This window comes from Runella sp. (assembly GCF_965279615.1).
Taxonomy (GTDB): Bacteria; Bacteroidota; Bacteroidia; order Cytophagales; family Spirosomataceae; genus Runella.
This window is the reverse complement of record NZ_OZ257252.1, coordinates 1,908,378-1,930,640: the sequence shown is the minus strand read 5'-3', so window position 1 is coordinate 1,930,640 and position 22,263 is coordinate 1,908,378. Positions and strand designations below refer to the sequence as shown.

The 22,263-nt window shown below is 44.0% G+C and carries 20 protein-coding genes and 1 pseudogene; 15 read left to right on the top strand and 6 right to left on the bottom strand.

Features of this window, described 5'->3' with window-relative positions; genetic code table 11:
- Positions 1 to 44 precede the first annotated feature (44 nt).
- From ACQY73_RS08545 to ACQY73_RS08535, 3 genes and pseudogenes are all read left to right on the top strand, one after another.
- Positions 45 to 3,149 (top strand): ligand-binding sensor domain-containing protein, encoded by a 3,105-nt coding sequence (locus ACQY73_RS08545; protein ID WP_428664188.1) that lies wholly within the window; start codon positions 45 to 47, stop codon positions 3,147 to 3,149.
- A gap of 249 nt (positions 3,150 to 3,398) precedes the next feature.
- Positions 3,399 to 3,477 (top strand): annotated as a pseudogene (locus ACQY73_RS08540) (DUF2283 domain-containing protein); the annotation flags it as partial.
- Positions 3,478 to 3,486: 9 nt separating this feature from the next.
- Positions 3,487 to 3,615, top strand: coding sequence for a hypothetical protein (locus tag ACQY73_RS08535; protein WP_428664185.1), 129 nt, complete (start codon positions 3,487 to 3,489; stop codon positions 3,613 to 3,615).
- Between the two features lie 50 nt (positions 3,616 to 3,665).
- Here ACQY73_RS08535 and ACQY73_RS08530 read toward each other — a convergent pair whose 3' ends face one another.
- The gene (locus ACQY73_RS08530; protein ID WP_428664182.1) at positions 3,666 to 5,462 is read right to left on the bottom strand and encodes an AMP-dependent synthetase/ligase; all 1,797 of its coding nucleotides are present in this window, start codon (positions 5,460 to 5,462) and stop codon (positions 3,666 to 3,668) included.
- Between the two features lie 361 nt (positions 5,463 to 5,823).
- Between ACQY73_RS08530 and ACQY73_RS08525 the strand changes: the two genes are divergently transcribed.
- The 6 genes from ACQY73_RS08525 to ACQY73_RS08500 all read left to right on the top strand — a co-directional run bounded on the left by ACQY73_RS08525 (position 5,824) and on the right by ACQY73_RS08500 (position 11,725).
- Positions 5,824 to 6,588 (top strand): helix-turn-helix domain-containing protein, encoded by a 765-nt coding sequence (locus ACQY73_RS08525; RefSeq protein ID WP_428664180.1) that lies wholly within the window; start codon positions 5,824 to 5,826, stop codon positions 6,586 to 6,588.
- 73 nt (positions 6,589 to 6,661) lie between these two features.
- Positions 6,662 to 7,054, top strand: a complete 393-nt coding sequence (locus ACQY73_RS08520) for a DUF1398 domain-containing protein (protein WP_428664178.1) — start codon at positions 6,662 to 6,664, stop codon at positions 7,052 to 7,054.
- A gap of 143 nt (positions 7,055 to 7,197) precedes the next feature.
- Positions 7,198 to 8,289 carry an AI-2E family transporter gene (locus ACQY73_RS08515; RefSeq protein WP_428664176.1) on the top strand — a complete coding sequence of 364 codons (1,092 nt, stop codon included), beginning with the start codon at positions 7,198 to 7,200 and terminating at the stop codon, positions 8,287 to 8,289.
- Entirely contained in the window at positions 8,286 to 9,530 is a 1,245-nt protein-coding gene (locus tag ACQY73_RS08510; RefSeq protein ID WP_428664173.1) for a hypothetical protein, read from the top strand. The genes ACQY73_RS08515 and ACQY73_RS08510 overlap by 4 nt, the downstream gene beginning before the upstream one ends.
- 148 nt (positions 9,531 to 9,678) lie before the next feature.
- Complete coding sequence (locus ACQY73_RS08505) at positions 9,679 to 11,304, top strand: serine hydrolase domain-containing protein (RefSeq protein ID WP_428664171.1); 1,626 nt, start codon at positions 9,679 to 9,681, stop codon at positions 11,302 to 11,304.
- Positions 11,305 to 11,602: 298 nt separating this feature from the next.
- Positions 11,603 to 11,725, top strand: coding sequence for a hypothetical protein (locus ACQY73_RS08500; protein ID WP_428664168.1), 123 nt, complete (start codon positions 11,603 to 11,605; stop codon positions 11,723 to 11,725).
- A gap of 173 nt (positions 11,726 to 11,898) precedes the next feature.
- Here the strand turns inward: ACQY73_RS08500 and ACQY73_RS08495 are convergent, their stop codons facing one another.
- The 3 genes from ACQY73_RS08495 to ACQY73_RS08485 are packed head-to-tail and all read right to left on the bottom strand — an operon-like array spanning position 11,899 to position 13,166.
- On the bottom strand, positions 11,899 to 12,441 hold the full coding sequence (locus ACQY73_RS08495; RefSeq protein ID WP_428664166.1) for a hypothetical protein: 543 nt from the start codon (positions 12,439 to 12,441) through the stop codon (positions 11,899 to 11,901).
- Positions 12,438 to 12,920, bottom strand: a complete 483-nt coding sequence (locus tag ACQY73_RS08490) for an RNA polymerase sigma factor (RefSeq protein ID WP_428664163.1) — start codon at positions 12,918 to 12,920, stop codon at positions 12,438 to 12,440. Before ACQY73_RS08490 ends, ACQY73_RS08495 begins: the two co-directional genes overlap by 4 nt.
- A 42-nt stretch (positions 12,921 to 12,962) precedes the next feature.
- Positions 12,963 to 13,166: a hypothetical protein gene (locus tag ACQY73_RS08485; protein ID WP_428664160.1), complete on the bottom strand. Its 204-nt coding sequence runs from the start codon at positions 13,164 to 13,166 to the stop codon at positions 12,963 to 12,965.
- A gap of 178 nt (positions 13,167 to 13,344) precedes the next feature.
- Here ACQY73_RS08485 and pbfA point away from each other — a divergent pair, with 178 nt between their 5' ends.
- The 4 genes from pbfA (at position 13,345) to ACQY73_RS08465 (ending at position 16,622) form a co-directional block, all read left to right on the top strand.
- Positions 13,345 to 14,703: a (R)-1-hydroxy-2-aminoethylphosphonate ammonia-lyase gene (gene pbfA, locus ACQY73_RS08480; RefSeq protein WP_428664157.1), complete on the top strand. Its 1,359-nt coding sequence runs from the start codon at positions 13,345 to 13,347 to the stop codon at positions 14,701 to 14,703.
- Between the two features lie 3 nt (positions 14,704 to 14,706).
- The gene (locus tag ACQY73_RS08475; protein WP_428664154.1) at positions 14,707 to 15,645 is read left to right on the top strand and encodes a carbon-nitrogen hydrolase family protein; all 939 of its coding nucleotides are present in this window, start codon (positions 14,707 to 14,709) and stop codon (positions 15,643 to 15,645) included.
- A gap of 84 nt (positions 15,646 to 15,729) precedes the next feature.
- Positions 15,730 to 16,167 carry an antitoxin Xre/MbcA/ParS toxin-binding domain-containing protein gene (locus ACQY73_RS08470; RefSeq protein WP_428664151.1) on the top strand — a complete coding sequence of 146 codons (438 nt, stop codon included), beginning with the start codon at positions 15,730 to 15,732 and terminating at the stop codon, positions 16,165 to 16,167.
- Between the two features lie 2 nt (positions 16,168 to 16,169).
- A complete protein-coding gene (locus ACQY73_RS08465; protein WP_428664148.1) occupies positions 16,170 to 16,622 on the top strand; it encodes an RES family NAD+ phosphorylase in 453 nt (150 codons plus the stop codon).
- A 77-nt stretch (positions 16,623 to 16,699) separates the two neighbouring features.
- Here the strand turns inward: ACQY73_RS08465 and purB are convergent, their stop codons facing one another.
- Positions 16,700 to 18,043, bottom strand: a complete 1,344-nt coding sequence (gene purB / locus ACQY73_RS08460) for an adenylosuccinate lyase (protein WP_428664145.1) — start codon at positions 18,041 to 18,043, stop codon at positions 16,700 to 16,702.
- 104 nt (positions 18,044 to 18,147) lie between these two features.
- On the opposite strand from purB, the gene ACQY73_RS08455 reads away from it, so the two are divergent.
- Positions 18,148 to 20,280, top strand: a complete 2,133-nt coding sequence (locus ACQY73_RS08455) for a PQQ-binding-like beta-propeller repeat protein (RefSeq protein ID WP_428664142.1) — start codon at positions 18,148 to 18,150, stop codon at positions 20,278 to 20,280.
- Positions 20,281 to 20,371: 91 nt separating this feature from the next.
- Positions 20,372 to 21,070, top strand: a complete 699-nt coding sequence (locus ACQY73_RS08450) for an MIP/aquaporin family protein (RefSeq protein ID WP_428664139.1) — start codon at positions 20,372 to 20,374, stop codon at positions 21,068 to 21,070.
- Between the two features lie 450 nt (positions 21,071 to 21,520).
- Here ACQY73_RS08450 and ACQY73_RS08445 read toward each other — a convergent pair whose 3' ends face one another.
- Positions 21,521 to 22,183 (bottom strand): hypothetical protein, encoded by a 663-nt coding sequence (locus tag ACQY73_RS08445; protein ID WP_428664137.1) that lies wholly within the window; start codon positions 22,181 to 22,183, stop codon positions 21,521 to 21,523.
- Positions 22,184 to 22,263: the final 80 nt, after the last annotated feature.

Below are 22,263 nucleotides of genomic sequence, written 5' to 3'. Positions count from 1 at the left end.
GACGTTTTCTGAAAGAATAAGTTGACCTAAACTTTTCTACGGTCTTGTACAAACTCATTGCCCTCATATTTGTCATAGGGACAAGCCTGAAAGGGTGGACGCAAGACTACCGTTTGGAGCATATTGGGGTTGAGAAAGGGTTGTCTCAAGGGTCTCCTTATCACATGCTGAAAGACTCGCGCGGATTTATGTGGTTTGGTACACAAGATGGGGTCAATCGTTACGATGGACATACTTTCACCGTCTATAAACCTGATCTCAATAATCCGTATGCATTGCATGGTGTCAATATTGCCGGCCTTGTGGAAGACCGACAGGGCAACGTGTGGTTAGGAACAGAAGAGGGGCTCAATTGCTACGAACGCGCCACTGACCGCTTCCGATTGGTGATCGATAAAAGCCAAAAAGGAATTAAACGGCGTACGGCTCCTTTTTATGCCAATCACGATGAGCTTTGGTACATTCGGGAAGGCGACGGTATTTTGGCCTATGAATTTAAGACCGGCAAACATCGTGTTGTAGCGCCTAAAGTATTCATTACCCAAGACTTTGATTATATCGACTGGACTACCCGAACCCCGGCGGGAGATGTGTGGATGGTTGGCTCCAAGGGGGTAGTGAAATATAACATTAAAGAAAAAAAGTACTATTATTATTTCAGCGACCATCCGGAAAACAAACTGGGTTATCCGCTGAATATCATTTGTTTATACGTAGATGCTCAGAACATAGTCTGGTTGGGGGCGTTACAGGGGTTGATTCGCCTCGATCCTGTTTGCGGAGAATTTCAGTTGTTCGATAAAACCCCCGACAACCGAAACCTTGGGGCAGTATACAGCATTGCCGAAGGGATAAATCATAAACTTTGGATCGGAACCCAACGGAACGGATTTTGGAATTTTGACACCCGAAAAAAAACATTGCAGGTCATTTTCCTGCCTCATGTGACCCCGAGAAGTTTGGATAATTATGAGATTACCCGAATTTACATCGATAATCGAGGCATTATTTGGGCCAATGTAGATCCTGACGGCCTGCTTAAAATTATTCCCAATGCGTCTATTCTTCGAAGAATAACGGATAGTCCTAATTTGCCTGTTTTCAAACGACTGGATAATTTTTCGGTGCGTTCTATCATTCAAGCGCCTGATGGCAACATTTGGATCGGCACCGAAGGAAGTCTGAACGTGTTTGAGCCAAAAAGTCGAACGATTGTCAAACGCTATTTGACAGAATCGAATTCGCCAACATTACCTTCGGTCAACTTCATCAAATCTTTTCTGCGCGACAGCCGCAATCAAATGTGGTTGGGTACGTACGGAGGTCTGATGCAGTTTGACGCAAAAACCGAGACGTTCCAATTATATCAATTTGATAAAAATCCTTCGCGCAACAACTACACCCGAAACATGCTTGAACTATCGGATGGGCGTTTGTTTTTGGGCACCCCCCTTGGCCCTTGGGTTTTTGATCCTAAAACCAAAGCGTTTACCAGATCGCCGATCTTGAAAAATCGTAACGTTTTTGCGGCCTACCAATCCAAAGATTCTACCATCTGGCTATCGGCGTATTTTGAAGGACTCTATGGCTTCAAGTACAAAGACCAACGTTGGAAGCAGGTATATTCGGGAATGAAGCAGTTCAATATCAATGTGATACGTGAAGATACCACCGGCAAACGACTTTGGATAGGCAGTGAAAAAGGCTTAATAGAATTGAATCCCGTAGACCGTCGGTATAATTTTTACGATGACCGTCACGGAATAGCCAACTCGTATGTGTATGGCATTGTGCTTGATAAAGAACGGAATATATGGCTCAGTACAAACCACGGAATTGCTCAGTTGGATCAGCAAACGCGTCAATTTCGCAATTTTGATCTTGCCGACGGCATTCAGGGCTACGAATACAACGGCAATGCCTTTGCTATGAGCAAAGAAGGGGAAATCTTTTTTGGAGGAGTCAAAGGGTTTAACAGTTTCTTTCCCGAACGTTTGCGAAAGCTCTCGTTTAAACCGAGCGTTCATTTTTACAATTTGAAAGTAAATGAGAACGCTTATCCGATGGAAAAACAAATCAACGAAACGGATCTGCTTTCGCTTCCCTACGATCAAAACACGATCTCATTGGAGTTTGCCGCCATTGATTATTATAGCAATGGCCGAAATATTTATCGCTACAGACTGGAAGGTCAGGATAAAAAATGGGTGAGCAGCAGCGACCGAAACTATGTACGCTACGCCAATCTGGACCCCGGCAGTTACACGTTTAAAGTAATGGCGGCTAACCGCGACGGGGTGTGGAGCGATAGTGAAAAGACCTTGTATATTCGGATCAATCCTCCCTTTTGGCGAACCTGGTGGTTTTATGTTTTTTGCACGGGACTGGTAAGCTATGTAGCGTTTGTGACCGGAAAAAATCGCCTCATCAGCCTGAAACAGAAGGAACAGGAACGTCTTAAAATTGCGCTGGATGCGCAGGAGCAGGAACGAAAACAAATTGCGCAGGACCTGCACGATGAAGTGGGTGCGCGGCTGGCAACGCTCAAATTATACGCTTCGTCGCTGACAAAATACCTTTCCAATCACCCGGAAAGTCAGGAAATAAAGAAAAAGACCCTCGAGATCATCAATGATTCCATCGTCGATATTCGTCGTATGCTGCGTGAACTCAGTCCACGAATGCTCGAACAATACGGCTATGCCGCCGCCGTGGAAGCACTTGCCGAAAAAATCAGGCAATCGGGAGAAGTCAGTGTGGAATTGGACGCCTCTCGTTTGCCGGAACGCTTGCCGGCCGAAATTGAAACGGGGCTTTATCGCGTAACGCAGGAATTAATGAACAATACCCTCAAACACGCTGAAGCCAAAAAGATCACCATTCGCGTGCATTTGGACGATGAAATGATCCATTTTGATTACTTCGACGATGGCAAAGGATTTACCTACAGTCAGGCAAAGCAGGGCTTGGGCATTGGTAATATAGAGTCGCGCGTGGCAGTTTTGCGAGGGCAGATTGTTTGGACGCCCATCGTTGGGGAAGGAAATGCCGTCTTTATTCAAATTCCGATGTATCCTAAATTTCCCGCCTTTTCCCTCCCAAATCCTCAGGATATATTGGATTCGCTTCAAAAGTTTTTCCAAAAATAATTTATTAAATGCGTGAGCATAAATTTTAGAGTATTTGGAATAGATATGCCATTTTCCGGGCGGACGGATGGTAGGTCGGGTTGTGAGCAACCCTCTACACTTGGACGCACTCTCCGTGCGGAGGACGGTCGGCCGTTGCCGTTGCTCACAACCCGACCTACCATCCGATACTTTAGCAATACTTTTTTATGAAACCCGAAAACTTTTGCTCAACTATTTAACAGTTTATAGAACTTCTAAAATTGCCAAATACCAATAAAGGTAAGATTTGATCAGGAAACAGATATTCTTTACATACAACTAAGTGACAAAGCCATTGTCGAAACCGGGAATAATTTTGGATTATGCCTCTGATGGCTCTATTGTAGGAATTGAGATTATCAATGCCTACAAAAACATTGACAATCTCAATAAAATTGATATTTCGGGAACCGCAGGTGAATATTCTTTTGCAATGGCGGTTTAGTGACTGCTTTAGAGCGAACAACGTGACTTTCTCAGCTTGAAATTTTCCCTTTATCGGCTTTTGACTTCCTCCCTTTCCTGCACGAACATTCCTTCAATTTCCGCTTTATATTTTTCCTGAATGATTCTCCGCTTCGGTTTAAGCGTGGGCGTTAGCTCGCCGTTTTCTACGGAAAGTGCCCGTGGCAGCAAATGATATTTTTTTACCCGTTCGTAGGGAGCCAGCTCGTGGTTTGCTTTGTCTACTTCTGCGTGTATTTTAGCTACTATTTTTTCGTTTTTAATGATCTCTTTGTCAGATGTATAAGCAATATTTTGTGTCCGACAAAATTCTTTGATGGCGTCAAAAGAAGGCACGATCAGTGCGGCCGCATATTTTTGGCCGTCACCGACTACAACGGATTGCTCAATGAAGAACGATTCTTTCAACTTCGCTTCTACAGCCTGTGGGGCTACGTATTTTCCCGCTGAGGTTTTGAATATTTCTTTCTTGCGGTCGGTCAATTTTAAGAATTTTCCGTCAACCCATTGGCCAATATCACCCGTATGAAACCAACCATCAGGGGAGATCACTTCAGCGGTTAGTTCAGGTTTTAAATAATATCCCTTCATAACGTTGGGGCCTTTGACCAAAATTTCTCCGTCGTCGGCGAGTTTTACTTCCACACCGTCGATCACAATGCCGACCGTTCCGACGCGGACTTCCTGTTTGGGATACAGACGATTGAAAGCGATCACAGGCGAGGTTTCGGTCAAGCCGTAGCCTTCACAAACGGGAATCCCTGCTGCCCAAAATACCCGCGCAATGCGTGGAGGCGTAGCGGCTGCACCGGCTACGATCATTTCGAGTTTGCCGCCAAGTGCTTCTTTCCACTTGCTGAAAACCAGTTTTCGGGCCAGCTTCAGTTGCATATTGTACCACCAGCCGAAATCTTTATTGGGATCATATTGTAAGCCCAGATCCAAGGCCCACAGGAAGATATTGCGGGAAAGACGCGGCTGCTCGTAACCTTTGGCGATGATTTTATCATAGACTTTTTCCAGTAAACGCGGTACCGTCGAAAGTACCGTAGGATGCACTTCACGCAGGTTTTCGGCAATTGTGCCTACGTTTTCGGCGTAATAGATCGAGATACCCGAACGCAGATATACATACTGCACCATGCGCTCAAATACGTGGTTGAGCGGTAAAAAGCTCAACGCCCGCGCTTCCGTTCCGAAAGCGATGAGCTTACAGCCTTCTTCGGCGTTGCTCAAAATGTTGCGGTGCGTAATCATTACGCCTTTGGGGTTGCCCGTAGTTCCTGAAGTATAAATGATGCTCAGGAGATCGTCGGGTTTGACGGCTGCTTTTATATTGTTGAGTTTAGTTCGATTGGCTTCATTAGCTTTTGAGGTGACTTCTGACAGGTTTTTAGCACCTTTTACGGTGTCAAACGTATACATTTCCTCAATAGTGGGAGAAGTAGCAACCACGTCGTTCAATTTTTTGTACAAAGTGGCATCACCTACGAACACAAACTTTACTTCGGCTTCGTGGAAAATATATTGAAAATCTTCAAGAGTCAACGTCGGGTAGATCGGGACTGAAATAGCACCGACTTGCTGAATGGCAAAATCTACGATATTCCATTCGGGCCGCCCTTCCGACACGATGGCAATGCGGTCACCCACCTGAACACCTAATTGGAGGAGCCCCAAGCTCAGCTTGTCTACCTGCTCGCAAAACTGTTGGGCGGAGAAAGTGAGCCATTCCCCGTTGCGTTTACAGGCAAGGGTATCGGGTTTGTTTTGGGGTTTGACGTATAAGTCTAAAAGGTCGAATATGCGAGTGGCGATTGTTTGCATGTTGCTGATTTTCTGAAAAGATTAACTGACCGCAAAGTAAAGTAAAAAAGGAGCGATGCAGATTACAAACTTATTAGACGGTAGCGAATGAGATAATAACGCTAAAAAATTGCATATAGTTGATGTGTTTAACTTGTTAATCGTAATTTGGTTTTATGTCGTAATGAACTGATCATCATTGTGAAGTGAGCAGAATATAAAAATAATTGTTTGACCCCATCCTGGGTCATATATTTGTAGACAATGTTGTTGTTTTCTACAAACATGTGACGGCAGCGTCCGTCCCGGATGGGGTCAAACAACCGTGTTAAAGATCGGGTATTTAATCCTCAAAAGGCTTACTTTTTTATAAATACCGTGAATGAGATTTGATACCTACCTTCCCTGTGATGAACTGAAACCGTATGTAAAAGCCTTCGTCATTTCGGAAAATTTAAGTGAAAGTACCTATAAAGTACTGCCTGACACAGGATTAGTGATCGGGTTCCAATACAAAGGCCGACTTTCGCAACTGCATAACGGCAATCAAATTTCCCTTGATTCTTCCGGATTGACGGGGCTGCATGACAGCTTTCGGGTATTTACCAATTCGGCAGATACGGGCAGCGTGTTAGTGTATTTTAAAGAAGCAGGAGCTGCGCCGTTTTTCAAACAACCCATCCACGAACTTTTCAGAGAAAGTGTTTCACTGGACAATTTTGTGCTTCGTTCTGAATTGCTGATTTTGGAAGAACAACTCTGCGAAGCCAAAACCGACACGAACAAAATCAAGGTGATAGAGCAATTCCTCATCTCAAGATTGAAACAATCCGTAGCTGACAATTTGGTATTGGCGGCGCTTTCCCTGATTCACAAAGCCAAAGGCAACATCAGAATTAAAGAATTGACGGAACAATTACATACCAGTCAAAGCCCATTGGAAAAGCGCTTTCGGCAAGTGGTAGGCACTTCACCGAAAAAGTTTGCTTCTATTGTCCGTTTTAAACATACCCTTCAACTGTTTGATTCACAGAACTCTTTGACCGAGTTAGGTTACGAAGCGGGGTTTTATGACCAAGCTCACTTTATCAAAGAATTCAAAAACTTCACGGGCGAAACGCCCGAAACATTCTTCAAGGCTATTTGATAAAAACGATTTTTTACAATTACGGGGCTTTTGATTGTCGGACCTTTGCAACATCATTTTAAAACAAAAAATCATGTTCACCATTCAACAAATCAAAGAAGCTCATTCGAAAGTAAAAAGCGGTGCCGATTTTCCGCAATATGTTCAGGACGTCATCAAACTTGGAGTGAAAAAGTATGAATCATTTGTGTCAGACGGCCATGTATTGTATTATGGGTCAGACGATCATCAGGCACAGTCGGACGCAAAATATCCTGCATTAACGATTGCCGACAAAAGCGACAAATCCCAATTTCAAAAAGAGTTAAAAGAGCATCAACAAGGCAAAACGGATTACATGACCTTTTGCAGTATCTGCGCTCAATTGGGCGTGGAAAAATGGGTAGTTGATACGGATAAAATGACCTGTACCTATTATGACAAAGCAGGAAATGAACTCTTGGTAGAAACCATTCCGGCACCCTAACAAGTTAGTATTCAGTCCTGTCCAACGGACAGGTTATCAAAAACGGCGATCCAATAGTTGGGTTGGCCGTTTTTTTTGTATCATTGAAGTACATTCGGTAAATCAGCGTAAATACAAATTGTTGACAGTATTTCTTATACGTTATGCACACATCGCCGTTAGTCAAAACTATTCAAATACTTTTACTTTTCTTTCTTGTTTTTGCAGGATTATACATCGCCAAGCCTTTTTTGGTGCCATTGGCGCTTGCCGGGATTATTGCCATGTTGTTTTTGCCACTTAACCGTTGGATGGAAAAAAAAGGCATTGGGCGCGGAGTTTCCATCTTACTTTGTATCCTTATTTTAGTGTCTGTGATAATCGGTATCCTTGCCATACTAACTTGGCAAATAGCCGGTTTTACGGAAGATATGTCCCAAATGCAGGCGTACATTTCCAAAATGGCAACCAATGTAGCAGAAATGATTCAAACCAAATTCGGTATTTCGCTCAAAAAACAGCAGGAGATACTAAAACAACAACAGTCGTCGGGAGCGGGCGGGGCCGGCAAGATGGCAATGACCGTTATGAGCTCCTCTATGTCAATGATGGTTGATACGGTGTTGGTATTGGTTTACATCTTTTTGCTGATGTATTCACGTAACCACCTCAAACAGTTTATTTTAAAATTAGTACCTAATGAACAAAAAGAAAAAACGCTGACGATCATTCACGATGGGACAAAGGTAGCGCAACAATATCTTTCGGGTTTGGCAATGATGATCGGTATGCTTTGGGTCATGTATGGCATTGGGTTTTCCATTGTGGGCGTAGAAAATGCGTTGTTCTTTGCCGTCATTTGCGGTTTGCTCGAAATCGTCCCTTTTGTCGGCAATATTACCGGCACCGGCTTAACGTTGATCGGCGCTCTTTCGCAGGGAGGCGACACCGCGATGATCATCGGTATATTGCTCACGTATGGCACTGTTCAGTTTCTGCAAACCTATATTCTTGAGCCCTTGGTGGTGGGTTCGCAGGTCAAGATCAATCCTTTGTTTACCATCATTGTCATAGTTGTCGGAGAATTGGTTTGGGGCATTCCGGGAATGATTTTGGCCATCCCTTTGGTAGGAATTGTGAAGATCATTTTCGATAATGTAACCGCATTAAAGCCCTATGGTTTTTTGATCGGAGAAGAAAAAAAGAAGAACGCCGGGATTATTGATAAGATAAAAGGTTGGTTCAATAAATCATGAAACACGAAATACGGGCAAATATTGATGATCCTAAGCAACTTGAAAGGTTGTATCGGGACAATAAGGCGGTTTTCAAACGCGATTTCAACGCCTTGTACCCCGAACTGAAAGGCCGCCCGGTGGCTGAAGTTTGGAACGAACGACTCAATTATGAAAGCAGCGACATTTCGTGGGGAACGCATAATGAGCTGCGATTTGTCATTGTGGCTTCGTTATTGGCAGGAATCATTGCCAAAATTCCTGCATTTCTGCCGATCGGGAAAGATTTTTTCTATTTCAGAAACACCGGTTTTGTCGTTTTCCCGCTGTTGACTGCTTATTTTGTTTGGAAAAATACGCTGCAACCCAATAAGGTCGCCATAATCGCAGGAGCAACGCTCATGGCATTAGTGTTTATCAACCTGTTGCCTGTCAATTCCCAAAGCGATACGTTACAACTGGCCTGTATTCATTTGCCGCTGTTTTTATGGGCAATTCTTGGGTTTTCTTTTGTGGGACATAAACTCTTTGACAATGAAAAACGCCTCGATTTTTTACGCTACAACGGCGATTTGGTCGTCATGACAGCGCTGATCTTAATTGCCGGTGCGGTTTTGACCGCCGTCACTTTTACTCTTTTTTCGGTCATTGGCTTGAACATCAATCGCTTTTACGGTAATTATGTTGTGGTTTTTGGCTTGGCCGCTTCGCCCATCGTGGGTACGTACGTCATTCGCTCCAATCCTCAGTTGGTCAATAAGGTGTCGCCGGTCATTGCGAAGATATTCAGTCCGTTGGTCTTGGTTACATTGGTTGTTTATTTGATCGCTATTATTTATTCCCGCAAAGACCCTTACAACGACCGCGAATTTCTTCTGATCTTTAATATTTTGCTACTGGGTGTCATGGCGATTATTCTGTTCTCTATCGCAGAGACTTCGAGAACTGCCAAAAATCAAACGGGTACGCGCATTTTGTTTCTGTTGGCGGTGGTTACGATCATTGTCAACGGCATTGCGTTATCAGCCATTGGATTTAGAATTGTTACTTGGGGAATAACCCCCAATCGTTTGGCAGTTTTGGGTGGAAATGTTCTGATCCTGATCAACTTGGTGATAGTTACCATTCGACTTTTCAACGTACTGAAAAACAAAGGTGAGCTGCAAGAAGTAGAGAGATCCATCGCCGCATTTTTGCCGATTTATACCCTTTGGACTTTCGTTGTCGTCTTTGTTTTCCCATTTTTGTTTTGGTTTAAATAAAAACGCAGCGTATCTATAAAAGAAATACGATTTGGGTTATTTATTACAAAAGCAGTTGATAGTAGTTAGGCGATTAGAGGAAATCATGTAAATTGCCATTCCCCAAAAACATAAGATTTTCCACGCTATATCATCCTAAACAAAAACAATGAAGAAGATTTTTCTATCGCTACTGCTCTTTTCCATTCACCTTATAAGCAATGCACAAACTTGGCAGGATACGCTTTCGTTGATTGAAAAAATGGCCGAACGTTACAAGCCGGCCGGCCCCGGATGCCAGTTGGCGATCAGTCGAAACGGGCAGGTTATCTTTTCCCGTGCGTGGGGTATGGCTGATCTGGAGCATAACATACCTTTGAGCAATAACTCGATCATTGAAGCCGGTTCGGTTTCCAAGCAATTTACGGCTGCGGCTATTTTGTTGTTGGAACAACAGGGGAAACTGTCTGTAAATGATGACGTTAGGAAATACGTCCCTGAATTGCCTGATTATGGAACACCGATCTTGTTGCGACAAATGATGCAACACACGAGCGGACTGAAAGATTGGGGAAGCGTGATGGACATTGCAGGGTGGCCGCGCAGCACAAAAACCTACAGCAACGACGACGCTTTGTTCGTCATTTCCCACCAAAAAACGCTGAATCATATCCCCGGTGCCGAATACATTTACAGCAATTCCAACTATAACCTTTTCGCCATTATTGTCGAACGCGTAAGCGGAATGAGCTTGGCCGAATTTACCCGAATTCATATTTTTGAGCCCGCCGGAATGAAGCACACGGAATGGCGTAATAATTTTAAAAAGATCGTTCCCAACCGCGCCATTGCCTACGAAAAAACCGACGATACCTATCTGACCAATATGCCGAACGAATATGTATACGGCAACGGTGGGCTGCTCACGACTGCGGAAGACCTGCTGCTATGGAATAACTATTACCTGAGCGGGAAATTTGGAAGTCCTTCGCTGCTTCCGAAGCAGTTGACCACTTATCCTTTTAATAACGGTCGAATGAATCCTTACGGAGCAGGGTTGAGCATATATTCGGTTCGTGGTTGGAAGATCATCGCGCACAATGGCGCTACCGCGAGTTATCGCGCCAATCTTGAACACTTTCCTGAATTAGGGCTTAGCATTGCTTGGTTGAGCAACTCTTCTGAATTTGATGGGGGGCCTAACATATCAATTGACGTCAGAAATTTGTTGGTAAAAAACAGAGTCGTTTCCGATAAAAAGAGCGATCCAACCCCCTTCACTATTTCCAACGAAAAATTGGCCGTTTACAGCGGCTGGTACAAAGAGGTCAGAAACGGCGGCAGCCTTCGATTATTTGTAGAGGATGGAAAACTTGCAAATTCCCGAGGAGGAACGCTGATTCCGGTGGCAGAAAATGCGTTTATGATAAACGATAATCGAATTGAAATTACTCCCGGCAAACCTACAAAACTTTCCGTGATTACTGCGCAGGATACTACCGCTTTTGTCGCCGCAGATTCTCCGAATTTGGACGAGAAGACCATGAAGGAATACTTGGGCGATTATTGGTCGGAAGAAGCGGAAGCAAAATTCTCCGTTCGGGTCAAAGAAGGTAAATTGATTTTATTTCAGGCACCCACGACAGAATACCTGCTTACACCCACGTACAGGGATGGGTTCCTTGCTCCTCCGGGTATTGTTTATTTTGAAAGAGATAAAAAAGCCCGTGTCAATACGCTGAAATTTTCCGTGAGCAGAGCACGAAATGTAGAATTTAAGAAAATCACGCAGTAAATAGTTTATGCCCTCCTGTTGGATAAATATCTTTTTATTAAGCCAATATTTGGTGATAAGTAGTTCATTAAAAATACTTTGCATTATTTGTTTGACGGCAGCGGCCGACCGCCCCATCCGGGGTCAGATATTTGTAGTAATACCGCTCTTTTCTACAAACATCTGACCCCGGATGGGGCGGTCGGCCGCTGCCGTCAAACAAATACGAAATACATCGTATTGCATTGCCAAGCAGAAAAGCAAGGATTCGGGTAGATGGGGTCAAACAAATACGAAATACATCAAACTATTTTAGCCAATGTACTTAAGTAAGTATGAAATTTTAGTAGCGATTGCAGGAATAACCCATGCGAAATTCGGAGTTGATTTTTATGAAATATTTCCTGAAAAAGCATTTGTAAAAGATTTTGGAATTGACTAAAACAATCAGATTTATTCCTTTATGCAACCTTTATCCCTTTTGCATGTCCTCTGAAAACCTAATCTCCGAAAATCAAGGTGATATCAATACGTCCGAGCAATGCAGGCTATATAACCAATCGTTGGATAAAGAAACAAAATTCGAAACTTGGCAACACTTACATTTCCGAAACCTCAGGACAGGCCGGCCAATGTTTCGCTAAGACTCTTTAGTCGTTTTGCCCAAATTCTGTATAAAAATGCCAATTGAACAAAGAATACAAGGATAATCGCGGCCAAAGAATAATATTTGGCAGTAGTGAATTCTAATGAATACGTAAAGAATAAAAGCAAGCCGGCAGCGTAGCATATTCTTGAAATCAGCGACCCGATTGCGTATAATTTGATATGGGAAAGATGCTTTTCCAGCGAAGCCGTAAGAGCAGCGCCATTTGTCGGGTACTTGACCAGTGCATAGCCGTACAGGGTATGGGCGATAGAGATCACTAACGCAATCACCAAAATGGCATTCACTGACAGAGGCTTTGTCGCGCCGTCAAACATAGTATAATAACAAAGTAAAAAGGCGGACCCGCCCAACAGCTCAATGGTGAGTTGTTTTCTGATTCCTTTCAGGACCGGATGCCTGTTTTCCTGCAGCATCAGTTTGATTTCTTCATTTGTTTTGGCGGGTGGCGCTATGCCTTTCCAAGTCGATTTTAATTCGTCGGAGTTCATGATTTTTTTGCTAAAAGTTGTTGGATTTTCGTTTTTATTCGATTGATTTTAACGCCTACATTGTTTTCGCTGATTCCGAGGATTTCTGCAATTTGCAGATAACTCAGGTCATCCAAATAGAGTGCGATGATTGCTTTTTCGCTTTCACTTAACTGCTTTATGGCCGCAAGCAGACGTTCCTGGCGTAGTATAAGCTCTTCGTTTTGAGACTCTTCGGCAAATTCAGGCAATGTCTCAACGTAGTCGATAGTCGGTTTCTCTTTTCGATAAGAAGCGATGGCTGTATTTAAAGCAATGCGATACAACCATGTGCTGATCAGAGAGTTGCCTTTGAACGAAGGAAACGATTTCCAAAGTTGGAACGTAATTTCCTGAAAAAGGTCTTCACGATCTTCGCGGCTGTCACGATAGAGTCGGCATATTTTATGAATGATCCCTTGGTGCTCGGCCATCAGGGTTAAGAATGCGGTTTCATTCATAGGCTGTTTTAATCATATCTGTAATTCGCGGAAATAAGATAGTTATTTTTGATTTTTCAGCGCATTTAATTCAGTGCGAATAGCGCTGAGGCTGTCAAGAACAGCTCTGTTTTGCCGGTTCAGATGTTCAATTTCAGCTTGGAGTTTTTCATCGCGTATTTTTGATCGGCCTTCGGGGGAGGATTCACTGCTGCATGCTGTGCAGGAAAGCAAAAGAACAATGGCAAAGTATTTAAATAGTTTCATCTTGTTTTTATGTTTTGAACAATTAGTAGCAGAATGGACTGAAAACTTACATTGACCGATTTTTTTTAGTAATTGATACCAACGGATAACAACTGACCTGAATCCTGTTCGTGATAATTCTTTTATCTTTACGACCACGGCTTAGGTACACTTTTATCTACTTTTTCAAACCCTTTTCATGAACCCCGAAAACACTATTTCCGAAGATCAGGGCGACATCAATACGTCCGAGCAACGCAGCCTATATAATCAATCGCTAGATAAAGCAACGCAACATTGGCTCGAAGAAGATGCCAAATATTTCTTTCATCAGGCACTTTCTACACCCGTCATGAACGTGCTTTCTAAGACCGAAGGAGCGTACATTTATGACTTAAACGGCAAAAAATACCTGGACATGCACGGCAACGGTGTGCATAATGCAGGATTCAATAACCCCAAAGTAGTAGAAGCAATGATTCGGCAAATGAGCGAATCATTGGCTTTTACGCCGAGAAGGTATACCAACATTCCGGCGATTCAACTGGCTAAAAAACTGACCGAAATTACGCCTGAAGGACTGGATAGAGTACTTTTTTGTCCGGGCGGCTCGGAAGCGATTGAGATGGCCGTAATGCTGGCGAAACAAATCACGGGCAAGTGGAAAACCATCTCGTTTTGGGATTCGTACCACGGCACGGGCTATCAGGCGGCAGCCGTCAGCGGTCAGGCGCATTTTCTGAAAGGCAACGGGCCGATGGTGCCCGGAGCGTTGCACGCGGAATTTCCCAACTATTACCGCAACCCTTGGAAATGGGACAACCCGGACGATATTGACGAAGAATATTTACGCCAAATAAAACTCATTATTCGCAACGAGCCCGACATTGCCGCTATCGTGGCCGAGCCGATTTCTTCCACGCCGGTAGTGCCTTCCAAGAACTATTGGCAGGAAATCCGTAGTCTCTGCGACCGCGAAGGAATCTTCCTGATTTTTGATGAGATCATCGAAGGTTTGGGGCGTACCGGAAAAATGTTTGCCAGTGAGCATTATGTCACGCCCGACGTGCTGGTACTTGGAAAATCCTTGGGAGGCGGCATGGTGCCTTTTGCGGGAATTGTTTCTAAATCAGAATACAACGTTTTGCAGGACAGTTCCATTGGGCATTTTACCCACGAGAAAAACCCACTTTGCTGCGCGGCGGGACTGGCTGAAATTGAGTACATTGAAGAACAAAAGCTCGTTGAAAATGCCGCGATAAAAGGAGAGTATTTGATGAATTCGTTTCGGAAAATGCAGGAGAACTATCCGCTTATCGGCAATGTAGCCGGCAAAGGATTTCACATCGGCATCGACCTTATCAAAAATCCTAAGACCAAAGAACGTGCTTACGAAGAAGCCGAGCGCATCATGTATCGCTGTATGGAACGCGGATTGGCTTTCAAGATCATTGAAGGCAATGTCATTACGCTTCGCCCTTCGCTGATCTTGACGCAGGATCAATGCGATTTTATCATTGATACCATCGAAGATGCTTTACGGCAAGAAACCCACTAACTCATGCAACACAAAAAGGTAAAAGTGGGCGTTGTTCAGGCAACACCTGCATTGTTTGATATTGAAAAAACCGTTCAGATTGTTATTGATTGGATTGAAAAAGGGGTCAAAGAAGGCTGTGAATTATTACTTTTCCCCGAATCCTTCATTCCGTGTTATCCGCGAGGATTAGACTTTGATTCAGTGGTAGGCCGCCGTACTGAAAAAAGCAGAGATCAATGGTTGGACTATTGGGAAAACAGCATTGAAACGTCGTCTCCTTATATCGAACAAATCGGTGAAGCCATTCGCAAAGCAGACATTTTTGTGGGTTTGGGCGTAACCGAGCGAGAAAGTGTCGGTGGGTCTTTGCATTGCGCATTACTTTATTTTGATAATCAGGGAAATCTCATCGGCAAACATCGCAAACTCAAACCAACAGGCTTAGAGCGCTACATTTGGGCCGAAAGCGACGGAAGTACATTGATGAGTTTTGACACCGAAATCGGCAAAATCGGCGGGTTGATTTGTTGGGAAAATTACATGCCGTTGGCACGCATGTCGATGTACCAACGCGGTATTGAAATATACCTTGCGCCTACGGCCGATTCGCGCGAGTCGTGGCAATCTACGATGCTGCATATCGCGTTGGAAGGCCGCTGCTTTGTCTTAGCCTGCAATCAATTTGTTCGAAAATCCGATTATCCTGAGCGTTATCAGGCAGATTTAGTCCATGACCCTGACATTATGAGCAGCGGTGGGAGTGTCATTATTTCTCCGTTGGGAGAAGTTTTGGCGGGCCCGCTTTGGAACGAAGAAGGTTTACTTACTGCCGAACTGGATTTTTCTGTATTGGCCAAAAGTAAGTTGGATTTTGACGTCGTAGGACATTATTCTCGAAATGATGTATTTAAACTGGAAGTGGTTGGGCAACCTGAAATAGTAAAAGTAAGGCAATTTTGAGCATTAATAATGTTTAAATAGGTAATGTTTCTTTTTACCAAAGGTAATATTGTCTATATTTGTTTTTAAATAAGCGAATTCACCATGAAAATTAAACAGGAAGCCTTTGAAGATACGAGTCTTTGGGAGGAAGTACCGGAACAGATAAGTGATAGTGAAGTGCTGGTATTTCTCCAAAATAGAGAGATTGATTGGCGCTACGTGGAAACCATTAAGAAACGAACTGATTTTAATGATGATGTTATAGGAGATTGGCTAAACGTTAGCCCCAAAACGTTCAGGTCGTATCGCCAAACAGATAACAAATTTAAAGCAAACTTGCAGGAACATATTTTGTTGTTGCTGGCACTTATTAAGCGAGGAATTCAATTGTTTGGCAACACCAAGGGATTTGATCAATGGTTGAATACCCAAAATTTCTTTTTTGACAATCACCGTCCGGTGCTGTACCTGACAACCGTAAGCGGAATCAGATTTGTAAACGACCGCCTTACTGCGTTGGAGTTTGGCGATAATGTATAACAATGGAAGTATTCCGAATTTGCCATGAAAAATACGCCAATCATTTAACCTCTTCGGGGAGCGCTAATCGTTGGAATTTTCAAGGTCAAAATGTAATTTATACGGGCAGCTCACGCTCTTTATCCACGCTGGAATTGGTAGTGCACCGCAACGCTATTGTTCCGACCTTTCTTTATAAAGTAATGGTGATTTCTATTGCGGATGAAGATCGTCTTATCAAACAGGTTCGTTTGTCAGAGTTGCCCTTGGATTGGCGATCATTGAATGCTTATTCAAAACTTCAAAGAATGGGCAGTGAATGGTACAACCATCAGGAAGCGCTTATTTTAAAAGTACCGTCAGCGGTTATTTCTCAGGAATATAATTACATCATTAACACAGAACATCCCGACTTTTCCTCAAAAGTTCAACTGGTGCGAACTGAAGATTATTTTTGGGATAATAGGCTGTTGTAATTTCTGAAGACATTTTCATAAAAAAGCCGTTGGCGTTTCTTACCAACGGCAGCACAAAATATACAAAGTGCCTTTCGTTACACCCCAGTATAACTGAACGGCGAAATCGCTCTCAATTCATCTTTGATAACATCTGAAACATCTAATCGGTCGATGAATTCGGCGATGGCGTTGGCGGTAATTTTTTCGTTTCTGCGCGTGAGATTTTTGAGGGCCTCGTAAGGTTGAGGATAGGCTTCGCGGCGCAAAACGGTTTGAATGGCTTCGGCTACAACGGCCCAATTGTTTTCCAGATCGGCGTAAAATGCACTTTCATTCAGTTCCAGTTTTCCCAATCCGCGCATCAGGGCTTTTAACGCAATTACGGTGTGCGCCAACGGAACGCCTAAATTGCGTAGCACCGTAGAATCGGTCAAATCGCGTTGGAGACGGGAAATGGGAAGTTTGGCGGATAAATGCTCAAAAATGGCGTTGGCGATGCCCAAATTTCCTTCCGAATTTTCAAAATCAATGGGATTTACCTTGTGTGGCATGGCCGACGAGCCAATTTCTCCCGCCTTGATCTTTTGTTTGAAATACTCCATCGACACGTACGTCCAGATGTCACGGTCAAGGTCTATCAAGATGGTATTCATGCGCTTGAACGTGTCCATCAATGCCGCCATCATGTCATAATGCTCAATCTGAGTCGTCAACTGACTGCGCGAAAGCCCGAGCAGATCATTCACAAAATGATTTCCGAAAGCTACCCAATCAATATCAGGATACGCTACGTGGTGCGCGTTAAAATTGCCCGTTGCCCCGCCAAATTTCGCCGCAAAAGGCACGGCTTTAAGCATGTCCAATTGTTTTTCCAACCGTTCAATGAACACACCGAATTCTTTGCCCAAACGCGTCGGAGAAGCGGGTTGTCCGTGCGTCCGTGCCAACATCGGAATGTGTTTCCATTCTTCGGCCAAGGCTTTTAATTTAGTAACAACTTCTTCAAACATCGGCACAATTTCGGCCTGTAGGGCATCTTTGAGCGATAAAGGAATGGAAGTATTGTTGATATCCTGCGAAGTTAATCCGAAGTGAATAAATTCTAAAAACTGTTCTAAATTCTTGTCTTTCAGTTTCTCTTTGATAAAATATTCTACGGCTTTTACATCATGATTCGTCACTGACTCGATCTCTTTGATCATTAGTGCATCTGCTTCCGAAAACTGACCGTACAAAGCGCGCAGGTCAGTATACAGTGATTTGTCGAAATCTTTCAACTGTGGTAAAGGCAATTCACACAGCGCAATAAAATATTCTACTTCAATCAGGATGCGGTAGCGAATCAGTCCGAATTCAGAAAAATAAGGAGCGAGTTTTTCAACTTGACGACGGTAGCGGCCGTCTACGGGAGAGATAGCTGTAAGGGAATTTAATTGCATAGCTTGGTTTCTAAAGCCCAAAGATACGCCGGTAATCGGAAAATTTTGGTAGAAAACACGGGAAAATGCTTTTATAAGCAGTTTGGTATTGAAATCCTTTTTATATGAAAATAGTATCCATACTTGCCTTATTAGTAATACTTACCGGTTTTCAATTTTCTTCCGTCGAACTCCCCGAAAGTTTAAGACCGACGGGCGCTCCCGTTTCGGGAAGTTCCGAAGATTGGCTTGAATACAACGGCGATGGAGCCCGCAGCCATTATTCCACACTAACCCAGATCAACGCCGATAACGTTTCCCAACTCAAAGTGGCTTGGACATACGCCTCCGGCGGTGCAGATACGGTTTTTCACCGTACCCAAATGCAATGCAATCCGCTCATTGTGGATGGCATTTTATACGGTGTATCGGCCAATACACAAGTGTTTGCATTGGATGCGGCCAACGGAAATCCTATCTGGAAATCAAAGATTTCGGAAACGGAAGGCACCACTGGTCGAGGCGTAACTTATTGGAGAGACGGACAGGAGAAAACCATTTTTATAGGAGCGGGAAAATGGCTGTATGCTTTTGAGGCATTAAGAGGAAAACCCGTAGCAAGCTTTGGCCAAAATGGACGCATTAACCTGAAAGAAGGCTTGGAACGCCCCGGTGCGGATGATTACGTAGTGGCCAATACGCCCAACGTGATCTATAAAAACCTGATCATTGTAGGGGTACGGGTGTCTGAAAGCGAAACGGCACTCTTGGGCGATATTCGGGCGTATGATGTGCGAACCGGCAAAAAAGTATGGGCTTTTCATACCATTCCTCAAACGGGAGAAGTGGGCGCAAACACGTGGCCGGCCAATTCACGCCAAAATATCGGCGGAGCCAATGCGTGGGCGGGCATGGCCATCGACCGTGAGCGCGGTATCGTGTATGCACCTACCGGTTCAGCCGCCTTTGATTTTTTTGGGGGAAATCGGAAGGGAGATAATTTGTTTGCCAATTGCCTGTTGGCTTTGGATGCCAAAACGGGTAAACGCCTCTGGCATTATCAGTTGGTTCGTCATGATATTTGGGATCGTGACCCGCCTGCACCACCAAATTTGATCACTATTACACACAACGGAAAAAAAGTGGATGCCGTGGCGCAAATTACGAAGCAGGGGTACATTTTTGTGTTTGATCGTGTAACGGGCAAGCCGCTGTTCCCGATTGAAGACCGCAAATTTACCTATGATGCCGTGCCGGGCGAATATCCGGCGGCTTCGCAACCCATTCCGCTCAAGCCCACGCATTTTGCCCGGCAAAGCTTTACCGAAAAAGACCTGAATTCATTTGTAGCCGACCGTGATTCTTTGGCCGCGCTGATTCGAAAAGCGCGTACGGGGAGTGCTTATATTCCCATCGGAAAAGAAACAACGATCTTCTTTCCGGGTACCGACGGCGGTGGGCAATGGGGCGGTGCTGCTGCTGATCCTGAAGGTATTTTGTACGTCCCTTCCAAAGAGATTCCTGTATATACCTCGTTAGTGACCAAAAAACAGGAAACAAGCGGTGGATTTGTAACAGGAGCGCAGTTGTATAAACAAAACTGTTCGGCTTGTCACGGAGCAGACCGTCGCGGAAATCATGACGGATCTTATCCGCCGTTGGTTGAGATCAATAAAAAGCTTACGGCTGATGCCGTTGATAAACTCATTCCCAAAGGGCGCGGAATGATGCCGCCAATGACGCATCTTTCAGCCGCTGAACGCAAAGCAATTGTTGATTTTCTATTTCAAAAAGAGTCTGATAAACAGGTCGTCAGTTCAAAGGGCGGGGCTTTGCCTTATCAACATACAGGCTACAATCGTTGGTACGACCGTAACGGTTATCCCATCAGTCAGCCACCGTGGGGAACGCTGACCGCGACGGATCTGAATTCAGGAGAACGTCTTTGGCAAGTGCCATTGGGCGAATATCCCGAGTTGACCGCCAAAGGAGTTCCCATTACCGGTACTGATAATTACGGCGGCCCACTTGTGACAGCGAGCGGTTTGTTGTTCATTGCCGCGACCCGCGACGAAAAATTGCGTGTTTTTGACAAAAAGACGGGGAAACAATTGTGGCAGACCCAACTTCCGGCGGCGGGCTATGCTTCTCCGAGCACTTATTCGATTGCCGGCAAACAATACGTTGTCATTGCCTGCGGCGGGGGGAAACTTAAAACAAAATCCGGCGATAAATACGTAGTATTTGCATTGCCATAAGATGTTTTTGTATTTATTTGCGAACAGGAAAACCCTTGATACTTTTAGTGAGTAATTAAGCCCAAACTAACCTTTAACCTTTTACACTTAAATGACTCCCTCTCCTTTTTTGGGCGAATTGCTCGGAACCCTCGTATTGATTTTATTGGGCAACGGTGTTGTTGCCAATGTTGTTTTGAAAAATACCAAAGGCCACAACGGTGGCTGGATCGTCATTACTGCCGGTTGGGCATTTGCCGTAACCATTGGTGTTTTTGTTTCCAAAGCTTTTGGCGGATACGACGCACACCTCAATCCCGCCGTAACAATTGCATTCGCCGTTGCCCAAAATGAATATGGAAAAATTATTGATTACGTAAGTGCTCAGATGATAGGAGCGTTTTTAGGCGCGACTTTGGTGTGGTTGTTCCATTATCCGCAATATGCTGTAACAGAGGATAAAGGAGCAAAATTAGCCACGTTTGCCACTGACCCGGCCATTCGCGCTTCGGGTTCCAATTTCTTTAGTGAAGTGATCGGAACAATTGTGTTATTGATCGGAATCAAAGGAATAGGAGCCGTTACGACAGGCTTGGGGCCGTTTGCCGTCGGAATTTTGGTGTGGGCCATTGGGCTTTCGTTGGGAGGGACTACAGGTTATGCCATCAATCCTGCCCGTGACTTGGGCCCTCGGATTGCGCATGCGCTTTTACCCATTGCCGGCAAAGGAGATTCGGATTGGAAATACGCTTGGGTGCCTGTGGCGGGGCCGGTGACGGGCGCTATTATTGCAGGACTTTTATTTTTGTAGCAGAATAAGACTTGGAAAGTTTGTTATCAGTCGTTTATCAAACTTTCCAAGTCTGACTCATTACTTTTATTTTTGTAGCAGAATAAGACTTGGAAAGTTTGCTATCAGTCGTTTATCAAACTTTCCAAGTCTGACTCATTACTTTTATTTTTGTAGCAGAATAAGACTTGGAAAGTTTGCTATCAGTCGTTTATCAAACTTTCCAAGTCTGACTCATTACTTTTATTTTTGTAGCAGAATAAGACTTGGAAAGTTTGCTATCAGTCGTTTATCAAACTTTCCAAGTCTGACTCATTACTTTTATTTTTGTAGCAGAATAAGACTTGGAAAGTTTGCTATCAGTCGTTTATCAAACTTTCCAAGTCTGACTCATTACTTTTATTTTTGTAGCAGAATAAGACTTGGAAAGTTTGCTATCAGTCGTTTATCAAACTTTCCAAGTCTGACTCATTACTTTTCAAATTTGAGCTTAAAGGCACCGCCTGATAAGACAATTTCGTCTTTGTTATCCAATTTTTTGTACCCTCGGCCTTCGGGGTCAATATCGGAATCAAAGCCGGTAGCGCCCGTAAATGCTTTGTCTTCGAGCTTGCTTTTCAAGCGACTCAATCCTCCCAATGCCGTTGCCGATGTTTTTTCTTTGAAATGTGTTCCATCAAGCGTACACGAGAATTTACCTTCCAGAAACCCATCGGCGGCTTTTACCACTTCAATTTCTCCGCCATTTTCCCGTCTCGATTTGCCTACGTGGTATTCCATGCGCGGCGATTTGGTCTCTTCCACGTATTTTACGTAGGCAACGCCTTTGTATTTACCTTCGGCCATGATAGGCTGAACCGTAGCTTTTCCATTGAATTCTTCATCCACAATTTTGTACAAACCTACCTCGGGCGTATCGCTGTTGGTCCAGGTGGCAAACCAAAACCGCAACGATTTGTCGGGGCTTGTGGCATTGGCAGTAATATACCAAGCATTTCCTATCCGAATTCGTCTCGGGGCTGTTTTATATTCTTTGCCGTCTACCTGTACCGATAAACTGTTGTCATTGGAAATCTGCGCCATAGCCACCTGACTCACGAGGCCGATAATAAGCGCTGCCAGCTTCTTATTCATTTCATTAATAACGTTTTAAAGTGATTATTTTAAGCACCGAAATGTACACGTTTTCTCTACTAATTGATGTGAGGGTGGGA